Below are 21971 nucleotides of genomic sequence, written 5' to 3' on the forward strand. Positions count from 1 at the left end.
GAACGCAATGGAAGACAAGGCCTGATGGACGCCACGGTGATGTGGCGCTGCCTGGTGGTGGAAGACGACGCGGACAACGCGCGCTACATCGCCAACGGCTTCCGGGAACTCGGCCATGTGGTCGTGATCTGCCGCGACGGCATGGAAGCGCTCGGCCGCGCCACCAGCGAGAAGTGGGACCTGATCATCCTGGATCGCATGCTGCCCAACGATGTGGACGGCCTCTTCATCCTGTCCACACTGCGGGGCCTGGGCAAGAAGACGCCCGTGCTGGTGCTCAGCGCCCTGAGCGCGCTCGACGAACGCGTGCGCGGCCTGAAGGCAGGCGGCGACGATTACCTCACCAAGCCTTTCGCGTTCTCCGAACTCGCCGCGCGGGCGGAGGCGCTGGTGCGGCGCTCGCGCCCCGGGCCGCCGATCCGCACGCTGCAGGTGGCCGACCTCACGCTCGATCTGGCCACGCGCCACGTGGAGCGCGGCGGGCGGCCGGTGGCCTTGCAGCCGCGCGAGTTCCGCCTGCTCGCCTACCTGATGAGCCACCCCGGGCAGGTGCTGACCCGCATCATGTTGCTCGAAGCCGTGTGGGACTACCAGTTCGATCCGCAGACCAATGTGATCGACGTGCAGGTGAGCCGGCTGCGCGCCAAGCTGGACGCGGGCGGCGCGGCGCCACTGATTCACACCGTGCGCGGCATCGGCTACCGCATCGCGGCCAGTGACACCGAAGCATGATCGACAGGCTGGTCGGGCTGTGGCGCTCGGTCGGATTCCGGCTCGCGTTCTATTACGGTTTCCTGGTCGCGATCACCATGCTGGCCGCGCTGGCCATCGTGTACCTTCAGACGGTCGGTGTGCTGCACCAACGCATGGCGCGACAGGTGGGCCTGACCGCGCAGCAGTTGCTGACGGACGTCAACGAGGGCGGTGTGGACGTCGCGGGCGCGGCCATCGCCAGGGCGTTGACGGATGGCCGGGACTCCGACAGCGAAATCTACCTGCTGGTCGACCGCGAGGGCCGCAAGCTGGCCGGCAACCTGGACCGCGCGCCCGGTGCGGTGGCGCACGCGGTGCCCACCCAGCGGCGCGTGGAGCGCGACGGGCGCAGTGTCAACGCCTACCTGGTGATGTACGCGCTGTCCGACGGCGGCATGCTGATGGTCGGCCAGGACCTGCGCGACCAGGAACTGATCGAATCGCTCGTGGCGAGCGCGAGCGCGGCGGCGGGCATCGTGGCGGTGCTCCTGCTGATCGGTGGCACCTTCGTGTTCCGGCAGGAGCTCGAACGCAGTGTGAGCGCAATCCGCCTCACGGCCCGGCGAATCACCACGGCGGGCGAGCTCCGGGAACGGGTGGCGGAGTCGGGCGAGGACGATGAATTCGCGCTGCTCAACCGCGATATCAACGCGATGCTCGACCGCATCGAATCCCTCATGGACGGCGTTCGCCACGTCTCCAACACCATCGCCCACAACCTGCGCACGCCACTCACCCGCATCCTCGTTCGACTGCGCAGCGCGGAGCGGGCGGACAACGATCCCGCGCAGCGGCGCGACGCGATCCAGGGCGCCATTCGCGAGATCGAGGAACTGACCCTGGTGTTCGAGAAGCTGCTGCAGATTGCCGAAGCCGAAGCCGGCGCGCGGCGCAGGCGCTTCACGGAAGTGGCGATCGACGTGATCGCGACCGACGTGGTGGACCTGTACGAAGCCGTTGCCGAAGCGCAGGGTGCGACGCTGCTGCGCGAGCCGGCCGACGCCATCCTGCTGCCCGGAGACCGCGACCTGCTGGCAGGCGCCATCGCGAATCTGCTCGACAACGCGCTCAAGTACGCCGGCCAGGGCGCCGTGATCCGCGTGGGCACGCAGGAAACCGCCGAAGGCGCGCGGATCACCGTGCAGGACGATGGCCCGGGTGTCCCTGACCAGGAACTGACACGCCTGGGCACACGTTTCCATCGCCTGAGCCACGACGGCACGCCAGGACATGGCCTGGGACTGGCCAGCGTGCAGGCGGTGGCCGCGCTGCACGGCGGCCAGCTGCGCTTCGAGAGCGCCCACCCCGGCCTTCGGGCCATCCTCGAACTGCCGCGCGCCACCCGCTAGGGAGCCCCGAACATTGCCAAACGGCAATGTTTTGGTCACCCACGGCAACCCGCTGTCTTCTTACGATCGCGCGGCCTACATGCCGCACCAATGGTGGCGCGGCAGCGGGGCCTGCGATCAACGCCGCTTCAGGAGACAACGTGAATATCAAGAGTCAGAGAGACTTCGTGTCGGGTGTGCTGTTCAGCGCCTTCGGCATCGCCTTCGCATGGGGGGCGACCACCTACAACGTGGGCACCGGTGCCCGCATGGGTCCGGGGTATTTCCCGCTGATGGTGGGTGTGCTCATCGCCATCCTGGGCGTGGCGATCACCATCCAGTCCCTCACGGTCAAGACCGAGGACGGTGAGCCGATCGGCCGCATCGCCTGGCGCCCGCTGATCTTCATCATCGGCGCCAACCTGATCTTCGGCGTGCTGCTGGTGGGCGTGCGGCCCTGGGGCCTGCCGGGCATGGGGCTGATCGTCTCGATCTACGCCCTCACCTTCATTGCCAGCCTGGCTGGCGACCAGTTCAGGTTCAAGGAAGTGTTCGTGCTCGCCACGATCCTGGCGATCGGCAGCTACGTCGCCTTCGAACTCGCGCTCAAGCTGAACTTCCCGATCTGGCCGTCCTTCATCGGCTGACGCTTCCACCACAAGAAGAACCACATGGATCTGATCACCAACCTCTCGATCGGTTTCGGCGTCGCGTTCACCGCGCAGAACCTGATTTACGCCTTCGTCGGCTGTCTGCTGGGCACGCTGATCGGTGTGCTGCCGGGCATCGGCCCCGTCGCCACCATCGCCATGCTGCTCCCGGCCACCTACGGCCTGCCGCCCGAGGCCGCGCTCATCATGCTGGCCGGCATCTACTACGGCGCGCAGTACGGCGGCTCCACCACCGCCATTCTGGTCAACCTCCCCGGTGAAGCCTCGTCCGTCGTCACCGTGATCGACGGCTACCAGATGGCGCGCAAGGGCCGGGCCGGCCCGGCGCTCGCCGCTGCCGGCCTGGGTTCCTTCTTCGCCGGCTGCGCGGGCACGCTGATCCTCGCGGCCTTCGCACCGCCCTTGACCGAAATCGCCCTCAAGTTCGGCCCGGCCGAATACTTCTCGCTCATGGTGCTTGGCCTGATCGGTGCCGTGGTGCTCGCCTCCGGCTCGCTGCTCAAGGCGGTGGCCATGATCCTGCTGGGCCTGGCGTTCGGCATGGTGGGCACGGACGTGAACTCCGGCGTGGCCCGCTACAGCTTCGACATTCCCGAACTCACCGACGGCATCAGCTTCATCGCCATCGCGATGGGCGTGTTCGGCTACGGCGAAATCATCGCCAACCTGGCCACACCGTCGGACCAGCGCGAGGTCTTCACCTCGAAGGTCAAGGGCCTGATGCCGACCAAGGAAGACTTCAAGCGCATGACGCCGGCCGTGCTGCGCGGCACCGCGCTGGGCTCCGTGCTGGGCATCCTGCCCGGTGGCGGCGCGCTGATGTCGGCCTTCGCCTCGTACACGATCGAGAAGAAGGTCAAGCTCAAGGCCGGCGAAGTGCCGTTCGGCAAGGGCAACATCCGCGGTGTGGCGGGTCCTGAATCGGCCAACAACGCCGGTGCACAGACCTCGTTCATCCCGCTGCTCACGCTGGGCATTCCGCCCAACGCCGTGATGGCGCTGATGGTCGGTGCCATGACCATCCACAACATCCAGCCCGGCCCGCAGGTCATGACCAGCAACCCGGAACTGTTCTGGGGCCTGATCGCCTCGATGTGGATCGGCAACCTGATGCTGATCGTGCTGAACCTGCCGCTGATCGGCATCTGGATCAAGCTGCTGACCATTCCCTACAAGTGGCTCTTCCCTGCCATCGTGCTGTTCTGCGCGGTGGGCGTCTACTCGGAGAACAACAACACCTTCGAGATCTGGATGGTCGCCATCTTCGGTGTCATCGGCTACCTGTTCCACAAGCTCAAGTGCGAGCCGGCACCGCTGCTGCTGGGCCTGATCCTCGGGCCGATGATGGAGGAGTACCTGCGCCGCGCGCTGCTGATCTCGCGCGGCGACTGGAGCGTGCTGGTGACGCGCCCGATGTCGGCCACGCTGCTGGCGCTCGCGGTGCTGCTGCTGGTGGTTGTGCTGCTGCCGTCGGTCAAGAAGAAGCGCGAAGAGGCCTTCGTGGAAGACTGAGTTGGCGTGCCGGGTCGGGCCGCGAGGTCCGGCCCCCGGGCACAATCGCGGAATGTCCCAGAGCAACAGCGCGCAAGCCTTCCGCGCCGGCAAACCCATCCTCATCGTTGCAGCCGGCAAGACCTTTCCCGACCTGTGCCAGCAGGAGGGTGATTTCTCCGACTGGATCGAACGGGGACTTGGGGAGGGCGTGGCGGTCCGGCACGTCGACGCCCACGAGACCGGCACCTACCCGGAACCCCACGAACTCGCGGGCGTTGTCGTCAGCGGTTCGCACGACATGGTCAGCGACCGCCAGCCCTGGAGCGAACGCCTGGGGCAATGGATGAAACGTTGCGTGGACGCGGATGTGCCCGTGCTGGGCATCTGCTACGGCCACCAGCTGCTGGCCCACGCCATGGGGGGCCAGGTCGGCAACCTGCCCAACGGACCCGAGGTGGGCACGCAAGACATCCGGCTGAACCACGCTGCGCAGGAAGACGAGCTGCTCGGCCATCTGCCCAAGAGTTTTCCGGCCCAGCTCGTCCATTACCAGTCGGCGCTGAGCCTGCCACCCGGCGCGGTGTTGCTGGCCAGCAGCACCGCCGAGCCGCATCAGGCGTTCAGGGTGGGCAGGCGGGGATGGGGCGTGCAGTTCCATCCGGAGTTCTCGCCCACGGCGATGCGCGGCTACATCGGGCGCATGACGGGCAGCCTGGGGGACGTCTCTCGCTTGCTGTCGGATGTGCGCCCTTCACCGGCCGCTGCCGGAATCCTGCGCCGGTTCTCCGAAGTCGCGACCGGTTGAGTGCCGGCCCTTGCGCGTGCGACGAATAGGCATCACCGATGGATGGGCTTTCACACGTCGTAGCCCAGTTCCCTCGCCACGCTGACCACCTGGTCGCGCAGCCAGCAGGTCGCGCCATCGCTCTGGCGCGACTTGTGCCACTGGACCACGATGCGCAGCGGTGGAATGTCGATCGGCGGGCGAAACAGCTTCAGGGGCAACACCTGGACCTGCTGCTGCGCCAACCGCGTGGGGACCGTGGCGATGCGCTGCGTGCCGACCACCAGCGGCCCGAGCAGCGCCGGCGTGGTGCAACTGATCTCGACCCGCCGCTGGACACCCAGGCGATCCATGGAGTACTGCTCGAAGCCCGGCCGCCTGTCGAACCCGTATCGCGTCACCGCGTGGCCGAGTGACAGGTACTGCTCCAGGCTGAGTCGCCGCTTCACGCTCCGGTGGCCTGTCCACACGATGCAGTGGAAGGTGTCGTTGATGACGAGCGCCTGCGGATGCGTGGCGTTGAGCATGTGCTCGACGACGAATGCCAGGTCCAGCTCCCGCCGGTCGAGCCGCTCTTCGATCTGGCCGGGATCGGAGGGCAACAGCTCGATGGTGACGCCGGGCGCGAGCACCTCGACACGCCGGATCACTTCGGCCAGCAAGGTCAGCACGGTGGATTCCGAGGCGCAGATCTGGAAGTGCCTTCTCGCCGTCGCCGGATCGAATTCGGGGCGCAGGGAAATCGTGCGCTCGACGATTTCCAGCGTCTCCTTCACCGGCTCCAGCAGCATCTCCGCCAGCGGCGTGAGTTCCAGCCTGCGCCCGGCGGGCGTGAGGAGCGGATCGCCAAAGTAGTCCCTCAACCGGGCCAGCGATCCGCTCATGGATGGCTGGGTCACATGCAGCCGGTGGGCCGCCGCCGTGACGTTGCGCAGCGTCAGCAAGGCCTCGAGCGCGACCAGCAGGTTGAGGTCGAGTCGTCGCAGTCGATGGGATGCAGGCATAGGCAATGACTATAGCTCGCATTCGGCGAAACGATTTTTCTTCGCGACGGGTTCTTTCTATCGTTGCGCCCACTGCACAACAGAACAGGAGCCCACACCATGAATGGCATCGCCGAACACAAGGAACCACCGCAAGCCCGCACGCCGGGCGCGTACCGTGCGCAGCCCGGTGAATACGTCTTCAATTTCTCGAAGGTCAACCAGATCCTGGGGGGGCCCGACTATTCGCCGGTGTTCGGTGGCTGCGTGGAAGGCGACCGCATGATCGTCGCGCTGATGACAGCCCCGGCTGGCAAACAGTCGGAGCCGCATTCGCACCCGAACGAGCAGTGGATCTTCGTGCTCGAAGGGGTGATGGAAATCCTGGTGGAAGGCCAGCGCCACACCGCGCATCCCGGCGAGCTGATCTACATTCCGGCCAACACCGTCCACTGCGGTTGCACCCCATCCGGGAAAGACGCGAAGTTCTTCACCGTGAAGGACGCCTCGCACAGCCTGCACGGCATCAAGGTCCGACCATGAGCGCGGACAGCCAAGGTGACATCCACACGCGGACCGAGGTGCGCGACGGGATGCGGATCACCTGGAATGCACCCATCCGGATGCCCGACGGCGTGGTGCTCCGTGCGGACGTCTACCGTCCCGTCGACGAGTCGCAGCGTTCGCCCGTCATCATCTCCCACGGGGTCTACGCAAAAGGGCTGTCCTACCAGGAGGGCTACCCCATGCAATGGGAGAAGATGGTCCGGGACTACCCCGAGATTCTCCAGGGCTCGTCGAACAAGTACCAGGCCTGGGAGGTGACCGACCCGGAGCGCTGGGTGCCCCACGGTTACGCGGTCGTGCGTGTCGACTCGCGTGGCGCCGGCTGGAGCGAAGGCGTGCTCGACCCCATGTCGCCCCAGGAGACCGAGGACTTCTGCTCGAGCATCGAGTGGGCGGCCGAACAACCCTGGAGCAATGGCTCCGTGGGGGTTCTCGGCATCTCCTACTACGCCAACATGGCGTGGCGCGTGGCCGAGCGGCGTCCCAGGGGGCTGAAGGCCGTCATTCCATGGGAAGGCTTCATCGACCTCTACCGCGATCCCACCTACCACGGCGGCATCCTCAACGAGTTCTCCCGCAAGTGGGCGGCGATCCAGGCGGTGACCGTGCAGTACGGCCTGGGCAGCCGCGCGCGGCGCAATCCCAACACCGGCGAATCCATCGCTGGCCCCGTGGACATGTCGGACAACGAACTGGCCCGGCGGCGCCGCGACCTGTATGCGCAGTCGCTTGACGAGCCACTCGACGGTCCGTTCTGGCGGCGGCGCACGCCAGATCCTTCGCGCATCGACATGCCGTTCCTGTCGTGCGCGAACTGGGGCGGCATGGGCATCCACCCCCGGGGCAACTTCAGCGGATTCACCGAGTCGCCCTCCGGGCACAAGTGGCTGGAGGTGCATGGCGACTCGCATTGGTCCCTGTTCTCATCGAACTACGGTATCGATCTGCAAAGGCGCTTCCTGGACCACTTCCTCAAGGGCGTGGACAACAGTTGGGACGCCACGCCGCGCGTGCAGCTCAACATCCGCCACGCGGACGGCCGCTTTGAACGGCGCGACGAGCATGAGTGGCCCCTTGCCCGAACAGAGTGGACCCGGCTCTACCTCGATGCAGGCCAATCCACGATGACCCCCGACGCACCCGCTGTGCCGTCAAAGGCCAGCTACGCGGCCACCGGCCGAGGCCTGAGTTTTCGCCTGCCCCCTGTGTCCAGGGACACAGAGATCACCGGGCCGATCGCGGCCAGGCTCTATATCGAAAGCTCGACCTCGGATGCGGACTTCTTTCTGGTGGTCCAGGTGTTCGACCCCGATGGGAAGGAGCTCACCTTCCAGGGCGCCCTGGACCCCAACACGCCCATCGCCATGGGATGGCTGCGGGCCTCCCACCGCCGCGTGGACGCGTCGCGCAGCAAGCCATGGCAGCCCTACCACCCGCACGACGAGGTCCAGCCACTCACGGCCGGCCAGGTGTACGAACTCGACATCGAGATACTGCCGACCAGCATCGTGTTGCCGACAGGCTGGTCGCTCGGCCTGGCCGTCCGGGGCAGGGACTACGAGTACGAAGGCGAGGTCGACAGCTTCGGCACGCAGTTCTACTACGCCACGCGCGGAACGGGTGGCATGACCCACAACGACCCCCGCAACCGCCCACCGGGCCTCTTCGACAACCTGGTCACCCTGCACACCGGTGGCGACAAGGCCTCGTACCTGCTCGTCCCCATCGTGCCCCCGAAGGCATGAGGACCGGCACGCTTCCCCCCACACCAACCACGAAAGGAGACATGACATGGCACTCATCGAACTGAAGGACGTCCAGGACGAGTTCGTCACCCCCAGGCATTCGAGCGCGTTCGGCAAACTCATCACCGGCGAGCACATCGAAATCGGGGTGCTCAAGTACAAGGCCGGCGAGGGGGCGCAGATGCATTCACACCCGCATGAACAGATTTCCATCACCCTCTCGGGGCGCGCCCGCGTCACTCTCGACGGCGAGGTCTTCGAGGTCGGCCCCGGGCAGGCGGTGCACATTCCACCCAACGTGCCCCATCGGGTGGAGATCATCGAAGACTCGGAAGTGATTTCGGCCAAAAGCATCGTCGACGGCGTGGGCCACCGGATTGGCTGACCCGCGCTGAAAAGGTGCGACGCCACCACGCCACCCGCAGAGGTGCATGGCGTCCGCTTCGATCTTGCCCATCCTTACCAGGAGACAGACATGAACCGATTTTTCCAGGCCACCGTCACCGCGACGCTGGCCTTCGCGTCAGCGCTCGCCGGCGCGCAGGAGAACTTTCCGAACAAGCCGCTGAAGATCATCGTGCCGTTCGCGCCCGGCGGTGCCAGCGACGCCATCGCACGGCCGGTCGCGCTGGCCATGAGCCAGGTGCTGGGCCAGCCGGTCGTGGTGGAGAACAAACCCGGTGCCGCCGGCAACATCGCCCTGGTCCAGGTGGCCCGCTCTCCTGCCGACGGATACACCCTTCTTCTGGGCAACGTGTCGACCAATGCGATGAACCAGACCAGCTACGCCGACCGTCTGCCAATCGTGCCCAGCAAGGAGCTCACCGCGTTCGGCGTGATCGGGGTGACACCCTCCGTGCTCGTCGCCAGCATGAACTTCGCGCCCAGGACGGGCCAGGAGTTTCTGGCTTATTCCCGTGCCCATCCCGAGAAGGTGACGTACTGGTTGCCCGGTGTGGCCAGCGGCCCGCACTTCGACATGGTGGAGCTCGAGCGCTTCGCGGGCATCAGGATGCTCGCGGTGCCCTTCAGCGGCGGGGCGGGTCCGGGCATCGCCGCCCTGGTGGGCGGTCAGGTCGACCTCGGCCTGATCAATCTCGGCGGCGCCCTGCCGCTCGTGACCGGAGGCAAACTGCGGGCCTATGCGGTCTCGACACCACAACGGCTGCCGGAGTTGCCCGACATCCCGACAGCCGCTGAAGCGGGCCTGGGCAACCTGACAAGCTCGTGGCAGGCGCTGCTGGTGCCCAGCGGCACACCCACTCCGGTCGTCAGGAAGCTGCACAAGGCGCTGAACGAGGCCCTCAAGCGGGACGATGTCAAGGACGCCCTGGTCAAGGCACACACACTGGTCACCCCCAGCAAGACACCGGAAGATGCGCAAGCCTGGGTGGTGGGCGAAACGGAACGCTGGGGGAAGATCATCACGGCCTCGGGGGTGAAGCCCCAGTAGCCTTCGTCGCGACTCTCGCGGCGAGATGCGCACAAGTGCGGCGAGCGGTCGGAACCCGCAGGGCGATCAACTGGCGGAAGCGGTCGATCCGGCCAGCCGAAATGCCATTTCACGGCTCTGTTCGGCCCGCTTGAGAGAGAGATCGAGCATGTCAAAAAAAGCCCGGATGGCCATGTTCAAAGGGCGTCGAGGGTCGTGCACCCGGTAGAGATCGAACCTCAACGCGGGCCGCGAAATGGGGTAGATGAACAGCTTGCGGGTGGCAATCTCCCGGGTCAGCGCAACGGCGGGAAAGATGCACACCCAGTCGGATTGGCGGGCAAAGGCCAGCGAGGAGACCACACCGTCGACGCGCATCACGCGGTCAGGCACCATCTGGCCGCTCTTGATGAGCTCCTGGATTGTCGATCCGATCAGGTGCTGTTCGGACGGCATGATCAGCTTCAACGGGCGCAAGCCATGCAGATCGCATGGCGTGAGGTTGTCACCGAATACGGGGGCGCCGCTCACCAGCACGAAGTGGTCGATGAACGCGGGCTCATAGATGAGGCTGCTGCGGTCGGCTGGCATGGCACCGAGCGCTGCATCCAGCAAGCCCTGCTGCACCTGTTCGGTCAGGTGGCGGCTGTAGGCCTCGACGATGGACAGCTCGACATTGGGGTAGCGCGTTGCGTAGTCACAGAGCAGCTCACCGACGATGCCGTGGCACACCGAGGGCGGCAAACCGATCTTGATGCTGCCCGCCACCTTGTTGCCCTGCGCCAGGTCGACGACTTCCTGTTTGGCAGCTGCCATGCTCCGGGCAATGGGCACGGCGAGCTCATAGAACCGATTGCCCGTCACGGTGGGCTCAAGCCCCCGGGGATTGCGATCGAACAGCTGCGACCCCAGTTCGTCCTCAAGATTGCGGATCTGCATGGACAGCGCGGACTGCACGACATGGGCCCGCTCGGAAGCTTTGGTGAAGCTGCGCTCTTCATAGACCGCAATGAAGTAGTTGAGAACGCGCATGTCCATGCGGGTCATTATGACGGACCATCCGAGTGCACACCCATCAGCGAAACTGATTCACGCCATCAGCAGAAAACGCTTTTTTGCTTTCACCGCACTGCCTACCATCCCTGGGCCATTTCAATGACCGCCAAGGACAGGAGACCGATGGAACACACAGAGCAATTCACAACCACCAACGGCGTGCGCCAGCGGATGTTCAAGGGCGGCGCAGGCGATGCGGCGCTTTTCATGCACGGAGGTGCAGGCCTGTCGGTATGGACACCTTTCTTTGATGCGATGGCGCAGCATGTCGAGCTCTCGGTGCCGGAACATCCCGGCTTTGGCCAGTCGGACGACCCAGCCTCGCTGGCCAGCATTTCCGACCTCGCATACCACTACCTCGACTGGTTCGAAGCCCACATGCCTCCCCGCTTTCACCTGATCGCCAATTCGATCGGTGGCTGGATGGCGGCAGAGGCGGCCATCCGGGACAGCTCGCGCCTGGTCAGTCTGACACTCATCGGCCCTGCGGGCATTCTGCCGCCGGGTGCGCCCTACGAGGATTCGTTCGCCTGGGACGCGGAGACATCCGTGCGCAAGCTGTTCCACAACCAGGCGATCGCCGATCGCGCACTGTCCGCCACGCCCACCGAAGCACAGAAAGCCATCAACGCCAAAAACAAGGCCACTGTGGCGAAGCTCGGGCAGGCCACGCGCCTGCACAACCCCGACCTGCCCAAATGGCTGCACCGGATCAAGTGCCCGACGCTGGTGGTCTGGGGCGAGAACGACGCGCTGATGCCGGCGAGCTTCGCGCGAAGCTGGGTCGACGCGTTGCCTCGTGCAGAGGTCTCCCTCATTGCCCATGCAGGGCATCTGCCCCATGCCGAAGAAGCGGGTGCCACGGCCGCGGTGGTCCGCGAATTCATCTCACGCAGCAGGGCATGACGAACACATGATCTACGAACTGAAACAATACACCCCGCATGCGGGCAAGTCGGTCGCCCTGCGCGAGCGATTTGTCAAAAGCACAATGCCGATCTTTTCCCGCGTCGGCGTGAAAGTCGTCGCGGTATTCACGCCCGACGAATCCGCCGGGGAACTCTGGTACATCACCGCTTTCGAAAGTGCTGCCGCGCGCGATGCCGCGTGGGAAGCCTTCTCGTCCGATACCGAGTGGAAGGCGGTGAAGGCGGCTTCTGAAACCGATGGTCCCCTGCTGGCCAGCCAGAAGTCCACTTCATTGGGCCGCGTGGCCGGCACTCCCGCTCTCTGAAGGGAGACGCGGGCCTCAGACCATCGCAGACCCACCGTCCACGACGAGGGTCTGCCCGGTGATGAAGTCACTGGCGGAGGAACACAGAAACACCATCGAACCGAGCAAGTCTTGCGGCTGACCATCACGCTGCAGGGCACGGCTGACCAGGCTTGCGGATCTGGCGGCCTCTCCGGACCAATCCGGATGGGCCACGACGCCTTCGCTGCGGGTCAGTCCGGGCGCCAGGCAATTCACGCGAATGCCCTGCGCGCCCAGTTCGCGCGCGGCGGCGCGCGTCATCGAGATCACAGCCCCCTTGGACGCCACGTAATGCAGAAGGCCCGGCGTGCCCTTGATGGCGGTTCCGGAAGCGATGTTCACGATCTTTCCATACGATCGCTCCGCCATCAGAGGCACCGCTGCCTTCATGCATTCAAAGGTGCCTCGCACGTTGACGGCCATCACCTGGTCCCACTGCTCACTGGTGATATCGCTCATGCGGCACAGGCGCAACGCGGCAGACAGCGCTGCGTTGTTGACCAGAATATCCAGACCTCCAAAAGCCTGCACCGTCGCGTTCACCGCGGCCTGAACCTCATCGCGCCTGGTCACGTCGGCACGCAATGCGATCGCGCGTCCCCCCGACAGCCTGATGCGTTCGCACGCGCCCTGGGTATCGGACAGATCCACCAGCGCCACGCAGGCGCCTTGCGCCGACAGCGCACTGGCGAATGAAGCGCCCAGGCCCTGGGCCGCTCCCGTGATCAGCGCCACACGTCCGTCCAGCACACCGCGGCCAGAAGCCTCGGCGGTCACTGGCCGGATTCCTGTGTCCACTGTTTCCGGATGCGGTCCATGTTGTCACCCGCCCAACCCACGTCATAGCGCACGGTCTTGATGGACGACAGGGCCGGCGCGCCTTCCGGTGGCTTGACCTTGTTGTTCACCGGATTGCGGAACCCCACTCGGGCGTTCACTTCCTGCGGAAATTCGCTCAACAGGAAGTCAACGTACTGTCTGGCCGCTTCGGGATTCGGTCCGCCCTTGACGATGGAAGCGGCCCAGACGTTGACTGCGTTGTCTTCAGGCACGACGAATTCCAGCGGCTGCTTCCGCACGCTGCGCGAGTACAGGACATTCGACAACCAGAAGGCACCGATCGGTGCTTCACCTTGCTCCACCAGCGTGACCACCATGGGCGCCGACGGGGTGTACTGCTTGACGTTCGGGTTGAGTCCGCGCTGCCAGCCCCAGGCTTTCTCTTCGCCCAGCCGGAAGATCTGCGTCGCGAGCACGACGTAGCCGATCGCCGAGGTCTGCGGATTGGCCAGCGCGATCTGCCCCTTGAGCTCGGGGCGGAGCATCTCGTCCCATGTGTGTGGCGGCTTCACCCCCTTGGGCAACCGGTCGGCGTTCCAGAAGATGCAGGTGGTCAGCGCGTACCAGCCGTGCCAGTACCCTTTGGGATCGGAGAAGCCTGCCTTGATGGTGGCATCGTCCACCGACGCTGGCCGGTAAGACTGCAGCAGTCCTTCCTTGGCGAGGGCTTCGTGGAAATCCACCGGCGCGTCCACGAACACGTCGGCGCGCGGATTGGCCCTCTCGCTGCGTATGCGCGCAGCCAGCGTGCCCGCGGCCGGCACCGTCAGGACCTCCACGGCGATACCGGTGCGTCGCGTGAACTCTTCCGTGATGCGCCGCGTGATCTCCTGCTCCGGGATGACGGTATAGATCACCACCTTCTTCGGTGCCTGGGCCAGGGCGGCGAAGGGTGAGGTGGCCGCCACGGCGGCAAGGGTTCCAAGAAGCGCACGACGGTCGCTGTCCACGCTGTGGTCCTGATGATCCATGTCTTTCTCCGGTGTCGTGGTTTGCGTTTCAAGCGCGAGGCAGCAGGTGCAGGCGCTCGGTGGTCAGTTGCAGGTAAACGTCACCCTGGTGTACGCGACCCGCTGGCGAGGGGTCATCGACCATCCATTCCACGCCAGCCACCTCTACCCAATAGCGCGCCATGCTTCCAAGGAAACTGCGTCGACGCACGGTTCCTTTGATCACACCAGCCGAACCCAGCGTGTCGACCGACGTGATGCGCACCGCCTCGGGCCGCACCATCAACGTGGCGGCTCCGGTCATGCCACGTGTCTTGACGGGCACGGAAGTCCCACCGAGATTGACACTGTCGGCTCCGTTGACGGTCACGTCCATGAAATTCGCCAGCCCGATGAAGTCGGCGACGTAGCGGCTCGTCGGCGCGTAGTAGATGTCGTCGGGCGTGCCCATCTGTGCAACGTGCCCACGTTCCATCACCGCAATGCGGTCAGAGATCGACAGCGCCTCTTCCTGGTCATGGGTCACGAAGACCATGGTCTTTCCCAGCACCTTCTGCAACTTCACGATCTCTTCGCGCAAGCGCACGCGCAGCTTGGCGTCCAGGTTGGACAGCGGTTCATCGAGCAGCAACACCTCAGGGTCCACCGCCAGCGCACGGGCCAGCGCCACACGCTGCTGCTGGCCACCAGAGAGTTGATGGGGATGTTTCGATGCTTCCGATGACAGGCCCACGAGCTCCAGCATCTCGCCCACGCGTGCCTTCTTGCGATCGTCGGCGACGCCACGCATCTTCAATCCGTAGGCCACGTTGCCCGCCACACTGAGGTGCGGGAACAGCGCGTATTCCTGAAACACCATGGTCATTCGACGCTTGTTCGGCGCGAGCTCGTTCACCCGCTCTCCGCCCAGCAGAATGTCTCCCGAGTCCGGCGTATACAGCCCCGCGAGCAGTCGCAAAGTCGTGCTCTTTCCGCAGCCCGATGGGCCCAGCAAGGTGACGATGCTGCCCCGGGGAATGTCGATCGACACGTTGTCAACAGCCTGCAGCGCGCCCAGCCGCTTGCACAGGTTCTTGATCTGCACGTGGGGTTCGCCAGCCGCATCGGTGGCGAGCCGGATGTCGGTTTCATCGCATGAGGCCAATTCAAGATCTCGCATGTTCATCAGGAAACTCCTCTCATGGCCGGGGTCAGCCGACCTGCCAACAGCGCGGCGACGCCAACGCAGGCAAACGTCACCAGCAGCAGCAGGGTCGTAAGGGCGGCCGCACCGCTCCAGTTCGCTCCGCCGATCATCTGCAGAATGACGAAGGTCACCACCACATTGCCGGGTGCCACCAGGAACACCACGACGCTCACGTTGCTTACCGAACGCACAAAAGACTGCAGGAACGATGCCGCGAGGCTGCGCGTGAGCATGGGCGCGTAAACGTCGCTCACCAGACGCACCTCGCTGGCGCCCAGGTTGCGGGCGGCGTCCTCGATGCTCTTGTGGATCTGGGACAGTGCCGCGCTCGTGGCCTGATACGCCGTCGGCAGGTGCCAGAGTCCCAGAGCAAACACGATGATCCACATCGTCCCCGCGAGTTCGATGGGTGGGGCATTGAAGGCCAGCACGAAACCCACGCCAATGAACACCCCCGGCAGCGCGCCGGGCAACACCGCGAGGAAATCCACGAGGCGGCTACCCGGCAGGTTGCGGGAATGGATGAATGCAGCCACCTGCGCGAGCACGGCGGTGACAAGGCCTGCGAAGAAGCTCATCTTCAAGCTCGCCCAGATGGCATCGCCGTGATTCAGCGCCTCGCGCCAATGGCTCAGCGTGGGCGTCCAGTCATTGCCCCAGACCGCCACCAGACCCGCCAGGGCGATGCCGATGTACACTACGACGACGAGCAGGCATGCCACGCTGCAAATGGCGACAACAGCCCATTTCACCAGCGCGGGTGTGGCGATCTGATCGACATCGGAACCACGACCCGCCACGGTCACGAACGAATGGCGGGCATTCCACCAGCGACTGGCCACGAAAAGCGCCACAGTCGGCACCAGCAGCGCCGCCACCACCACCGCGGCAGCCTTCAGCTCCGCCAGCCCTTCCAGCAAAAACCAGGCCTCGGTCGCCAGCAAGGGGTAGTTGCCAGCGATGACCACCGCATTGCCGAAGTCAGCGAGCACGGTGATCGCGACGACGAGCATGGCGCCGACAAGCCCGGGCGCAGCCAACGGGATCGTGACAGTGGCCAGTGCGCGGCCCTCGGTCGCACCCAGCGTGAGCGCGGCCTGCTCAAGCCCGGGATGGATGCCTTCGAGCACGCCTTTGATGATCATCGTCGCCAAAGGGAAAAAGGCGATGGTCTGCGACAGCAGCAAGCCTTTCCAGCCAAAGATGTCCGGCGAAAAACCCAGCAGCTGATGACTGATCAGCCCCTGCCGCCCAAACATCAGGATGTACGCAAATGCCACCATGAACGGCGGCGCGAACAGCGGCAACATGCTGGTGAAGCGGAAAACCCGGCGCAGCGGGATGTCGCGTCGCGTCAGCGCGAAGGCGAACACCGCGCCCAGCAGGGTGGCACACGCCGTGGACAGCAGCGTGATGACCAGACTGTTGCGGGCTGCCGTCAACCAGCGTGGCCGACTCAGCACATCGCGATAGTCCTCAAGTCCGGGGTAGGCAAGAACCTTCCAGGTCGGGTAAATGACGAATGCCAGCAGGACAGCGAGCAGGATGGCCATCAGGAAGACCATGCCCGGCTCAACGCGCATTCGCCGCCCGCGCGTCGCGGGCCGGGCCAGTGCGGTCGACATGGTCACTGGCCCGATTCCGTGCGCCACTGTTTGCGAACGCGGTCCATGTTGTCCGTCGCCCAGGTGTTGTCATAGGCCACCTGCTTGATCTCGGCCAGCGAGGGGGCTCCCGCAGGCGCCGCCACCTTCGGGTTCAAGGGGTGCCGGAAACCGAGTGTCGAATTGATCTCCTGGGGATACTCGCTCAGCAGGAAGTCGATGTACTTCCGGGCGCCCTCGGTGTTGGGCCCCCCCTTGATGATGGACGCCGCCCAGATGTTGACCACATTCGGTGATGGCACGGCGAAGTCCAGCGGCTGCTTTCCGTTCACCTTGGCATTGAGCACGTCCGCCAGCCAGAAGGCGCCGGCCGTGCCTTCACCTTGGGCCACCAGCGACACGGTGAGCGGTGCGGAGGGTGTGTACTGCTTGACGTTCTTGTTCAGTTCGCGCGTGTACGCCCAGGCCTTCTCTTCTCCGGAACGGAAGATCTGGGTCGCCAGCAACACATAGCCAATGGCCGATGTCTGCGGGTTGGCCAGAATGACATGGTCCTTGTAGGCCGGCTTGAGCAGATCGTCCCAGCTCGACGGCTTGCCCACGCCCTTGGTTGCCATCTCCTTGTTGAAACGGTCGGTGTTCCAGAAGATGCACGTGGTCATGGCGTACCAGCCTGTCCAGGCACCTTGCGGGTCGGCATACCCGGCCTTGAGTGCGTCCGCCGTCACCAGAGGCGACTTGTACAACTCGATCAGGCCATCCTTGGCCAGCGCCGCGTGGAAGTCGACCGGCGCGGCGGCAAATACGTCGCCCCGTGGCCGGTCTTTTTCGCCACGGATGCGGGACGCCACGGTGCCCACCGCGGGCACATTCAGCACCTCGACCTGAATCCCGGTCCGTTTCGTGAACTCCTCGTTGATTCGTCGGTTGACTTCTGCGTCCGGAATGACCGTGTAGACCACGATCTTCTGTGGCTGTGCCACTGCCGGGGGAACTCCCCCTCCGAGAAGAGAGATCGCGGCCAGGGAAAACAGTGCCAGGCGGCGTGCTGTGTGAGTCTTCATTCTTGTCTCCATGTTTGCTTGATGTGGTTTCCGATGACCTGTTGTTACTTGGCCAGCACCCCGTGGTCATGGGTTCGGGGTATCCCGGTGGCACGTCTTCGCACGGTGAAATCCGAGAGTCGGAACTCCCGGGTGAGCGCCCAGTAGTCGAGCAGGCGCCACGGCGATGTCAACGTGACACGGTTGCGCGCGTTCTTGTACCAGTTCTTCACACCAGGATGTGCCCACACCATGTCGCGGTGCAGGTCATCCAGTTGCTCGTTGTACTGATCGTGAATGTCGCGCCTGACTTCCATCGACGAAATGCCTGTCTCGATCATCTCCCGCAAGGCCTGCTGGATGTAGCGCACCTGGCACTCGAAGTGAAAGATCGCGCTGCCGCCGTGCGCCAGATTCGTGCCCGGCCCGAAGCTGACGAACAGGTTGGGGAAACCGGGAACGTTCATGCCGAGGTGGGCACGCGGATCGTCATCGCCCCATATGTCACGGATCGACACGTCGTCTTTGCCACGGATGTCCATCGGCCACAACACCTTGCTCGCCTGAAAACCTGTGGCAAGCACCATGACGTCGATCTCGTGACGCGTCCCATCGCGCATCACGATGGCATTGGCCTCCACATGGTCGATGGCGCCCGTCTCGAGCCGCACATTCTCGCGCCGGAGCATGCGATACCAATGGTTGTCGCGCAGCATGCGCTTGCCGTACGGAGGGAACGTTGGCGTGCACTTGGCGATGAGATCGGGGCGCCCTTCGAGCTCGGTATGGATGTGCTGGACCAGTCGCTCACGCATCTGGTCATTCTGTGCATTCAGCGATCGTTCAGGGTGTGGCCAGGACGGGTCCACCTTGAGCTGCGAATGGAAGCCGTCCGAAGAGGCCCAGTACAACTGGAAGCGCAGCCACTGGGACAGAAACGGAACGTTGTTCAATGCCCAGCGCATGCCATCGGTGACCTTGCGGTGGTAATTGGGGTTGTTCATCGCCCAGTGCGGCGATCTCTGAAACACGGTGAGACTGGCCGCGGCCGGTGCGATCGCGGGGCCTGCCTGCATGCCACTGGCACCCGTGCCGATCATGGCCACGCGCTTGCCATCGAGTTCGACATCGTGACGCCATTCGGCGGTGTGGAACCTGGGCCCGGCGAAGGCATCGATACCGGGAACCGGCGGCACGGCAGGACGGTTGAGCAAGCCGACAGCCGTCACAAGCACATTGCAATCCATATGCCCTTGTTCGTCCTTGAACTGCAACCGCCAGCGCGAGGAGGATTCATCGTAGGCAGCCCGCTCGACCTCGACACCGAAACGGATGTGCCGGCGCAGGTCGTATCGCGCCACGGTGTCCCGGATGTACGCGAGGATCTCGGGTTGCTTCGAAAAATGGTGTGTCCAGTCGTTGTTCGGATGGAACGAGTACGAATAGAAGTGGTTGGGTGTATCGACCGCGCAGTCGGGATAGGTGTTCTCCAGCCAAGTGCCGCCCACATCGGCGTTCTTTTCCAGAATCACGAAGGGAATGCCCTGTTCGATCAGGCGGATTCCCATGCAGATGCCGGAAAACCCCGCACCGATGACCACCACGCGGAAGTCCTCGAGCTGTGTCAAGGGGGGCCGCTCGCGCCAAGGTACGCTGCGTTCATCCCGGCCACCGAACTGCATTTCCTCCATCAACAGTGGCAGGTATTCGTCGGACACCGGCTGGCCCACACCCGCGCTCATGAGCCGCTTGAGCAGCGCGGGTTCCGTGACCGACGGAGCCTTGCGACCCTCATGGGCATACGCCTTGAGCGTCGCCACCAGACGGCTGCGGATCTCCTCCTTCAATTCGACGGGAACCCGCTCCATGAAGCTCCATGGCCCATCGATGTAAGGCGCCACCCTGTCCAGCAGCGCAAGATCCCCTGTTAGCTGCACCAGCACCATCAGCAGCGGGGCGATATCGGCCTCTTCCAGCGAGGCACGCAGCAACGCCTCGTCCTTGACTGCCTTCTTGAAGTCCGCACCTTGCATTCAATGTCTCCTTTGGCGCCGGATGATGCAGCGCGAGCGCCGGCCGGAAAAGCAACTTTGCGTGATGGCCCCCTTCAACAAATCTGATGCACACGCGAAAGACCCCAGACCACAATAAGGCGCATCACATCAACACCGGATCCATACACACATGGCAACCATCGAGACAAGGGGCGAGCTGTTCAACGTGGCACTGGACGGCCCTGCAGGCGCGCCAGCGATCATGTTGTCCAACTCAGTCGGCACCACTCTGAACATGTGGGACGGCCAGCTGCAGAACCTGGTCGAGCGGTTTCGTGTCGTGCGCTACGACGTCCGTGGACAACACAAGGCCAGCCGTGCCACGGGTGAATTCACGCTCGAGCAACTCGGCAGGGACGCCATCGCATTGCTGGATGAACTGGACATCCGCAGCGCCCACTGGTGCGGCGTGTCCATGGGCGGTGTCATCGGCCAATGGATCGCGATCCACGAGCCGTCGCGCCTCAGGAGCCTCGTGCTGGCCAACACCGCGCCCTATCTGGGCCCACCTCAGAAGTGGCAGGACCGCATCGAAAGCGTCCGGAAAGGCGGCACGGCATCCATTGCCGAGGCCTCCGTGCTGCGCTGGTTCACCGAGCCGTTTCGCCAGTCGCACCCTGCCACGGTGCAGGCCGCCAAGGAGCAGTTGATCGGAACGCGCGACAGTTGCTACATCGGTTGCGCGGCTGCGTTGCGCGATCTGGATCTGCGAGCGCAGGTTGAACGCATCGCCGCACCCACGCTGATCATCGGCGGGACCCATGATCTGGCCACCCCCATCGCCGATTCCCATTTTCTCCACGCGAGCATCAAGGGCTCCAGGCTGATTGAGCTCAATGCGGCGCATTTGTCCAACATCGAGCAGTGCGAAGCCTTCAACCTCGCACTCCACGAATTTCTTCCAGAGGAATGCACTTGAAAGTCCAGCAACTTTTTGACCTCACGGGCCAGGTGGCCTGGGTGACAGGCGCCGCCAGCGGCCTGGGTTTCGCCATGGCGGAAGGGCTTGCAGAGGCTGGCGCACACGTGGTGCTGGCCGACCTGAATGCCGACGGAATTCAGGCTGCAGCAGACACCTTGCGCGATGCCGGGCACTCGGCCGAAGCGATGGCGCTGGACGTCAGCGACCTGCAGGCGGTCGAGGCCGCGAGCGCAAGGATCCTGGCCACGCATGGCCGGCTGGATGCGGCATTCGCGAATGCGGGAGTCTCGGCCGGCCCCGGACCGCTGACAGGCAAAGGACACATCGACGACCTGGACGCAGCGGACTGGGAACGCGTGCTGCGTATCAACCTCACGGGCGCGACCTTCACAGTGAAGGCTGCGGCCAGGGTCATGCGCCCCCGTGGGCAAGGCCGCATCGTCGTCACCGCATCCACCGCTGGATTTCGCGGTGATGGCATGGTGGGATACGCCTATGTGGCGGCCAAGTCGGCGGTGGTCAACATCGTTCGCCAGGCTTCGATCGACCTGGCGCCAGACAACGTGCTGGTCAACGGGATTGCGCCAGGTCCTTTCCGAACAGCCATCGGTGGTGGCCGCATGCACCAGAAAGAAACCCAGGATCTTTTCGCCAGCCGCCTGCCACTGAAGCGGGTCGGCCATCCGCATGAGATCAAGGGGGCCGCCGTGCTGCTCGCCTCCGAGGCATCCAGCTTCATGACGGGAAGCGTAATCCACGTCGACGGCGGCGCGCTGGCTTGGTGAAGGAGCATCTTGCTGTGAGCGGGGAATAGAGTCGTTTACTCAGGGTGTGCGAAACCCGCGCCCCTGCTGGGCCTGTTACGCGACGCTTCCGTTGTTTCGCTTACTGGCGCTACGGGCGTCCTGTGCTGCTTAGCAAAACACTCTCGATGCAGCAAAACATGGTCGCTTACTGCATTGTGGCTGCATCACAGTGGAGGCCAGCCGCTCCGGTGCTGGCAGCCACCAGCACGCCCACCATCACGACGGCAGCCGCCAAGCCCCCCCCGAACGGGGCCAAAGACCTGACCGATGGTGGACAGAAGGTCCTCGGCCATTCGACTGCGCTCGAGCGCAATGCCCATGAGCGTGAAGAACGGGATGGCAAGTAGCCTGTCGTTAGTCGTGATGCCGAACACACGCAACGGGAGCGCCTGCAAGATTGGCCGACAACCACGCGCACATGGTCGCGTCAGCACGAAACGCTAAGGGTTTTCACGATTTGGCCCCAATGTGAGGGGTGTCTACGTAGAATCATGATTT

The 21971-nt window shown here is 64.5% G+C and carries 21 protein-coding genes and 1 pseudogene; 13 read left to right on the forward strand and 9 right to left on the reverse strand.

Annotation, left to right across the window (positions count from 1 at the left end):
• The first annotated feature begins 39 nt into the window (after positions 1-39).
• The 5 genes from J2X09_RS04690 to J2X09_RS04710 all read left to right on the forward strand — a co-directional run bounded on the left by J2X09_RS04690 (position 40) and on the right by J2X09_RS04710 (position 5051).
• Positions 40-732, forward strand: a complete 693-nt coding sequence (locus J2X09_RS04690) for a response regulator transcription factor (protein WP_204732996.1) — start codon at positions 40-42, stop codon at positions 730-732.
• Positions 729-2102 (forward strand): sensor histidine kinase, encoded by a 1374-nt coding sequence (locus J2X09_RS04695; protein WP_204732905.1) that lies wholly within the window; start codon positions 729-731, stop codon positions 2100-2102. Before J2X09_RS04690 ends, J2X09_RS04695 begins: the two co-directional genes overlap by 4 nt.
• A gap of 140 nt (positions 2103-2242) precedes the next feature.
• Entirely contained in the window at positions 2243-2728 is a 486-nt protein-coding gene (locus tag J2X09_RS04700; RefSeq protein WP_204732904.1) for a tripartite tricarboxylate transporter TctB family protein, read from the forward strand.
• Between the two features lie 24 nt (positions 2729-2752).
• Positions 2753-4264 carry a tripartite tricarboxylate transporter permease gene (locus J2X09_RS04705; protein WP_204732903.1) on the forward strand — a complete coding sequence of 504 codons (1512 nt, stop codon included), beginning with the start codon at positions 2753-2755 and terminating at the stop codon, positions 4262-4264.
• Positions 4265-4316: 52 nt separating this feature from the next.
• Positions 4317-5051 carry a glutamine amidotransferase gene (locus tag J2X09_RS04710; protein WP_204732902.1) on the forward strand — a complete coding sequence of 245 codons (735 nt, stop codon included), beginning with the start codon at positions 4317-4319 and terminating at the stop codon, positions 5049-5051.
• A 50-nt stretch (positions 5052-5101) separates the two neighbouring features.
• On the opposite strand, the gene J2X09_RS04715 is transcribed toward J2X09_RS04710, so the two are convergent.
• Complete coding sequence (locus J2X09_RS04715; protein WP_204732901.1) at positions 5102-6034, reverse strand: LysR substrate-binding domain-containing protein; 933 nt, start codon at positions 6032-6034, stop codon at positions 5102-5104.
• Between the two features lie 99 nt (positions 6035-6133).
• Here J2X09_RS04715 and J2X09_RS04720 point away from each other — a divergent pair, with 99 nt between their 5' ends.
• The 4 genes from J2X09_RS04720 to J2X09_RS04735 all read left to right on the forward strand — a co-directional run bounded on the left by J2X09_RS04720 (position 6134) and on the right by J2X09_RS04735 (position 9778).
• A complete protein-coding gene (locus J2X09_RS04720) occupies positions 6134-6556 on the forward strand; it encodes a cupin domain-containing protein (RefSeq protein ID WP_204732900.1) in 423 nt (140 codons plus the stop codon).
• Positions 6553-8325: a CocE/NonD family hydrolase gene (locus J2X09_RS04725; RefSeq protein WP_310307585.1), complete on the forward strand. Its 1773-nt coding sequence runs from the start codon at positions 6553-6555 to the stop codon at positions 8323-8325. The genes J2X09_RS04720 and J2X09_RS04725 overlap by 4 nt, the downstream gene beginning before the upstream one ends.
• Positions 8326-8371: 46 nt before the next feature.
• A complete protein-coding gene (locus J2X09_RS04730; protein WP_204732899.1) occupies positions 8372-8710 on the forward strand; it encodes a cupin domain-containing protein in 339 nt (112 codons plus the stop codon).
• 90 nt (positions 8711-8800) lie between these two features.
• Positions 8801-9778, forward strand: coding sequence for a Bug family tripartite tricarboxylate transporter substrate binding protein (locus J2X09_RS04735; protein WP_204732898.1), 978 nt, complete (start codon positions 8801-8803; stop codon positions 9776-9778).
• 66 nt (positions 9779-9844) lie between these two features.
• On the opposite strand, the gene J2X09_RS04740 is transcribed toward J2X09_RS04735, so the two are convergent.
• A complete protein-coding gene (locus J2X09_RS04740; RefSeq protein WP_204732897.1) occupies positions 9845-10795 on the reverse strand; it encodes a LysR family transcriptional regulator in 951 nt (316 codons plus the stop codon).
• A 141-nt stretch (positions 10796-10936) separates the two neighbouring features.
• Here J2X09_RS04740 and J2X09_RS04745 point away from each other — a divergent pair, with 141 nt between their 5' ends.
• Positions 10937-11719 (forward strand): alpha/beta fold hydrolase, encoded by a 783-nt coding sequence (locus J2X09_RS04745; RefSeq protein ID WP_204732896.1) that lies wholly within the window; start codon positions 10937-10939, stop codon positions 11717-11719.
• Positions 11720-11726: 7 nt separating this feature from the next.
• Entirely contained in the window at positions 11727-12047 is a 321-nt protein-coding gene (locus tag J2X09_RS04750) for an NIPSNAP family protein (RefSeq protein ID WP_204732895.1), read from the forward strand.
• 15 nt (positions 12048-12062) lie between these two features.
• Here J2X09_RS04750 and J2X09_RS04755 read toward each other — a convergent pair whose 3' ends face one another.
• The 6 genes from J2X09_RS04755 to J2X09_RS04780 are packed head-to-tail and all read right to left on the reverse strand — an operon-like array spanning position 12063 to position 19724.
• Positions 12063-12845 carry an SDR family NAD(P)-dependent oxidoreductase gene (locus J2X09_RS04755; protein ID WP_310307590.1) on the reverse strand — a complete coding sequence of 261 codons (783 nt, stop codon included), beginning with the start codon at positions 12843-12845 and terminating at the stop codon, positions 12063-12065.
• On the reverse strand, positions 12842-13879 hold the full coding sequence (locus J2X09_RS04760; protein WP_204732894.1) for an extracellular solute-binding protein: 1038 nt from the start codon (positions 13877-13879) through the stop codon (positions 12842-12844). Before J2X09_RS04760 ends, J2X09_RS04755 begins: the two co-directional genes overlap by 4 nt.
• 28 nt (positions 13880-13907) lie before the next feature.
• The gene (locus J2X09_RS04765) at positions 13908-15023 is read right to left on the reverse strand and encodes an ABC transporter ATP-binding protein (RefSeq protein ID WP_204732893.1); all 1116 of its coding nucleotides are present in this window, start codon (positions 15021-15023) and stop codon (positions 13908-13910) included.
• The gene (locus tag J2X09_RS04770) at positions 15023-16669 is read right to left on the reverse strand and encodes an ABC transporter permease (RefSeq protein ID WP_204732892.1); all 1647 of its coding nucleotides are present in this window, start codon (positions 16667-16669) and stop codon (positions 15023-15025) included. Before J2X09_RS04770 ends, J2X09_RS04765 begins: the two co-directional genes overlap by 1 nt.
• A gap of 2 nt (positions 16670-16671) precedes the next feature.
• Positions 16672-17712: an extracellular solute-binding protein gene (locus J2X09_RS04775; RefSeq protein WP_204732891.1), complete on the reverse strand. Its 1041-nt coding sequence runs from the start codon at positions 17710-17712 to the stop codon at positions 16672-16674.
• Positions 17713-17756: 44 nt separating this feature from the next.
• Positions 17757-19724 carry a flavin-containing monooxygenase gene (locus tag J2X09_RS04780; protein ID WP_204732890.1) on the reverse strand — a complete coding sequence of 656 codons (1968 nt, stop codon included), beginning with the start codon at positions 19722-19724 and terminating at the stop codon, positions 17757-17759.
• A gap of 151 nt (positions 19725-19875) precedes the next feature.
• On the opposite strand from J2X09_RS04780, the gene pcaD reads away from it, so the two are divergent.
• Positions 19876-20664: a 3-oxoadipate enol-lactonase gene (pcaD, locus tag J2X09_RS04785; RefSeq protein ID WP_204732889.1), complete on the forward strand. Its 789-nt coding sequence runs from the start codon at positions 19876-19878 to the stop codon at positions 20662-20664.
• Positions 20661-21452, forward strand: coding sequence for an SDR family NAD(P)-dependent oxidoreductase (locus tag J2X09_RS04790; RefSeq protein WP_310307598.1), 792 nt, complete (start codon positions 20661-20663; stop codon positions 21450-21452). The genes pcaD and J2X09_RS04790 overlap by 4 nt, the downstream gene beginning before the upstream one ends.
• A gap of 205 nt (positions 21453-21657) precedes the next feature.
• On the opposite strand, the pseudogene J2X09_RS04795 reads toward J2X09_RS04790, so the two are convergent.
• Positions 21658-21871: pseudogene (locus tag J2X09_RS04795) on the reverse strand (TRAP transporter large permease subunit); the annotation flags it as partial.
• Between the last annotated feature and the right edge of the window lie 100 nt (positions 21872-21971).

This window comes from Hydrogenophaga laconesensis, assembly GCF_031457235.1.
GTDB classification, from domain to species: Bacteria; Pseudomonadota; Gammaproteobacteria; order Burkholderiales; family Burkholderiaceae_C; genus Hydrogenophaga; species Hydrogenophaga laconesensis.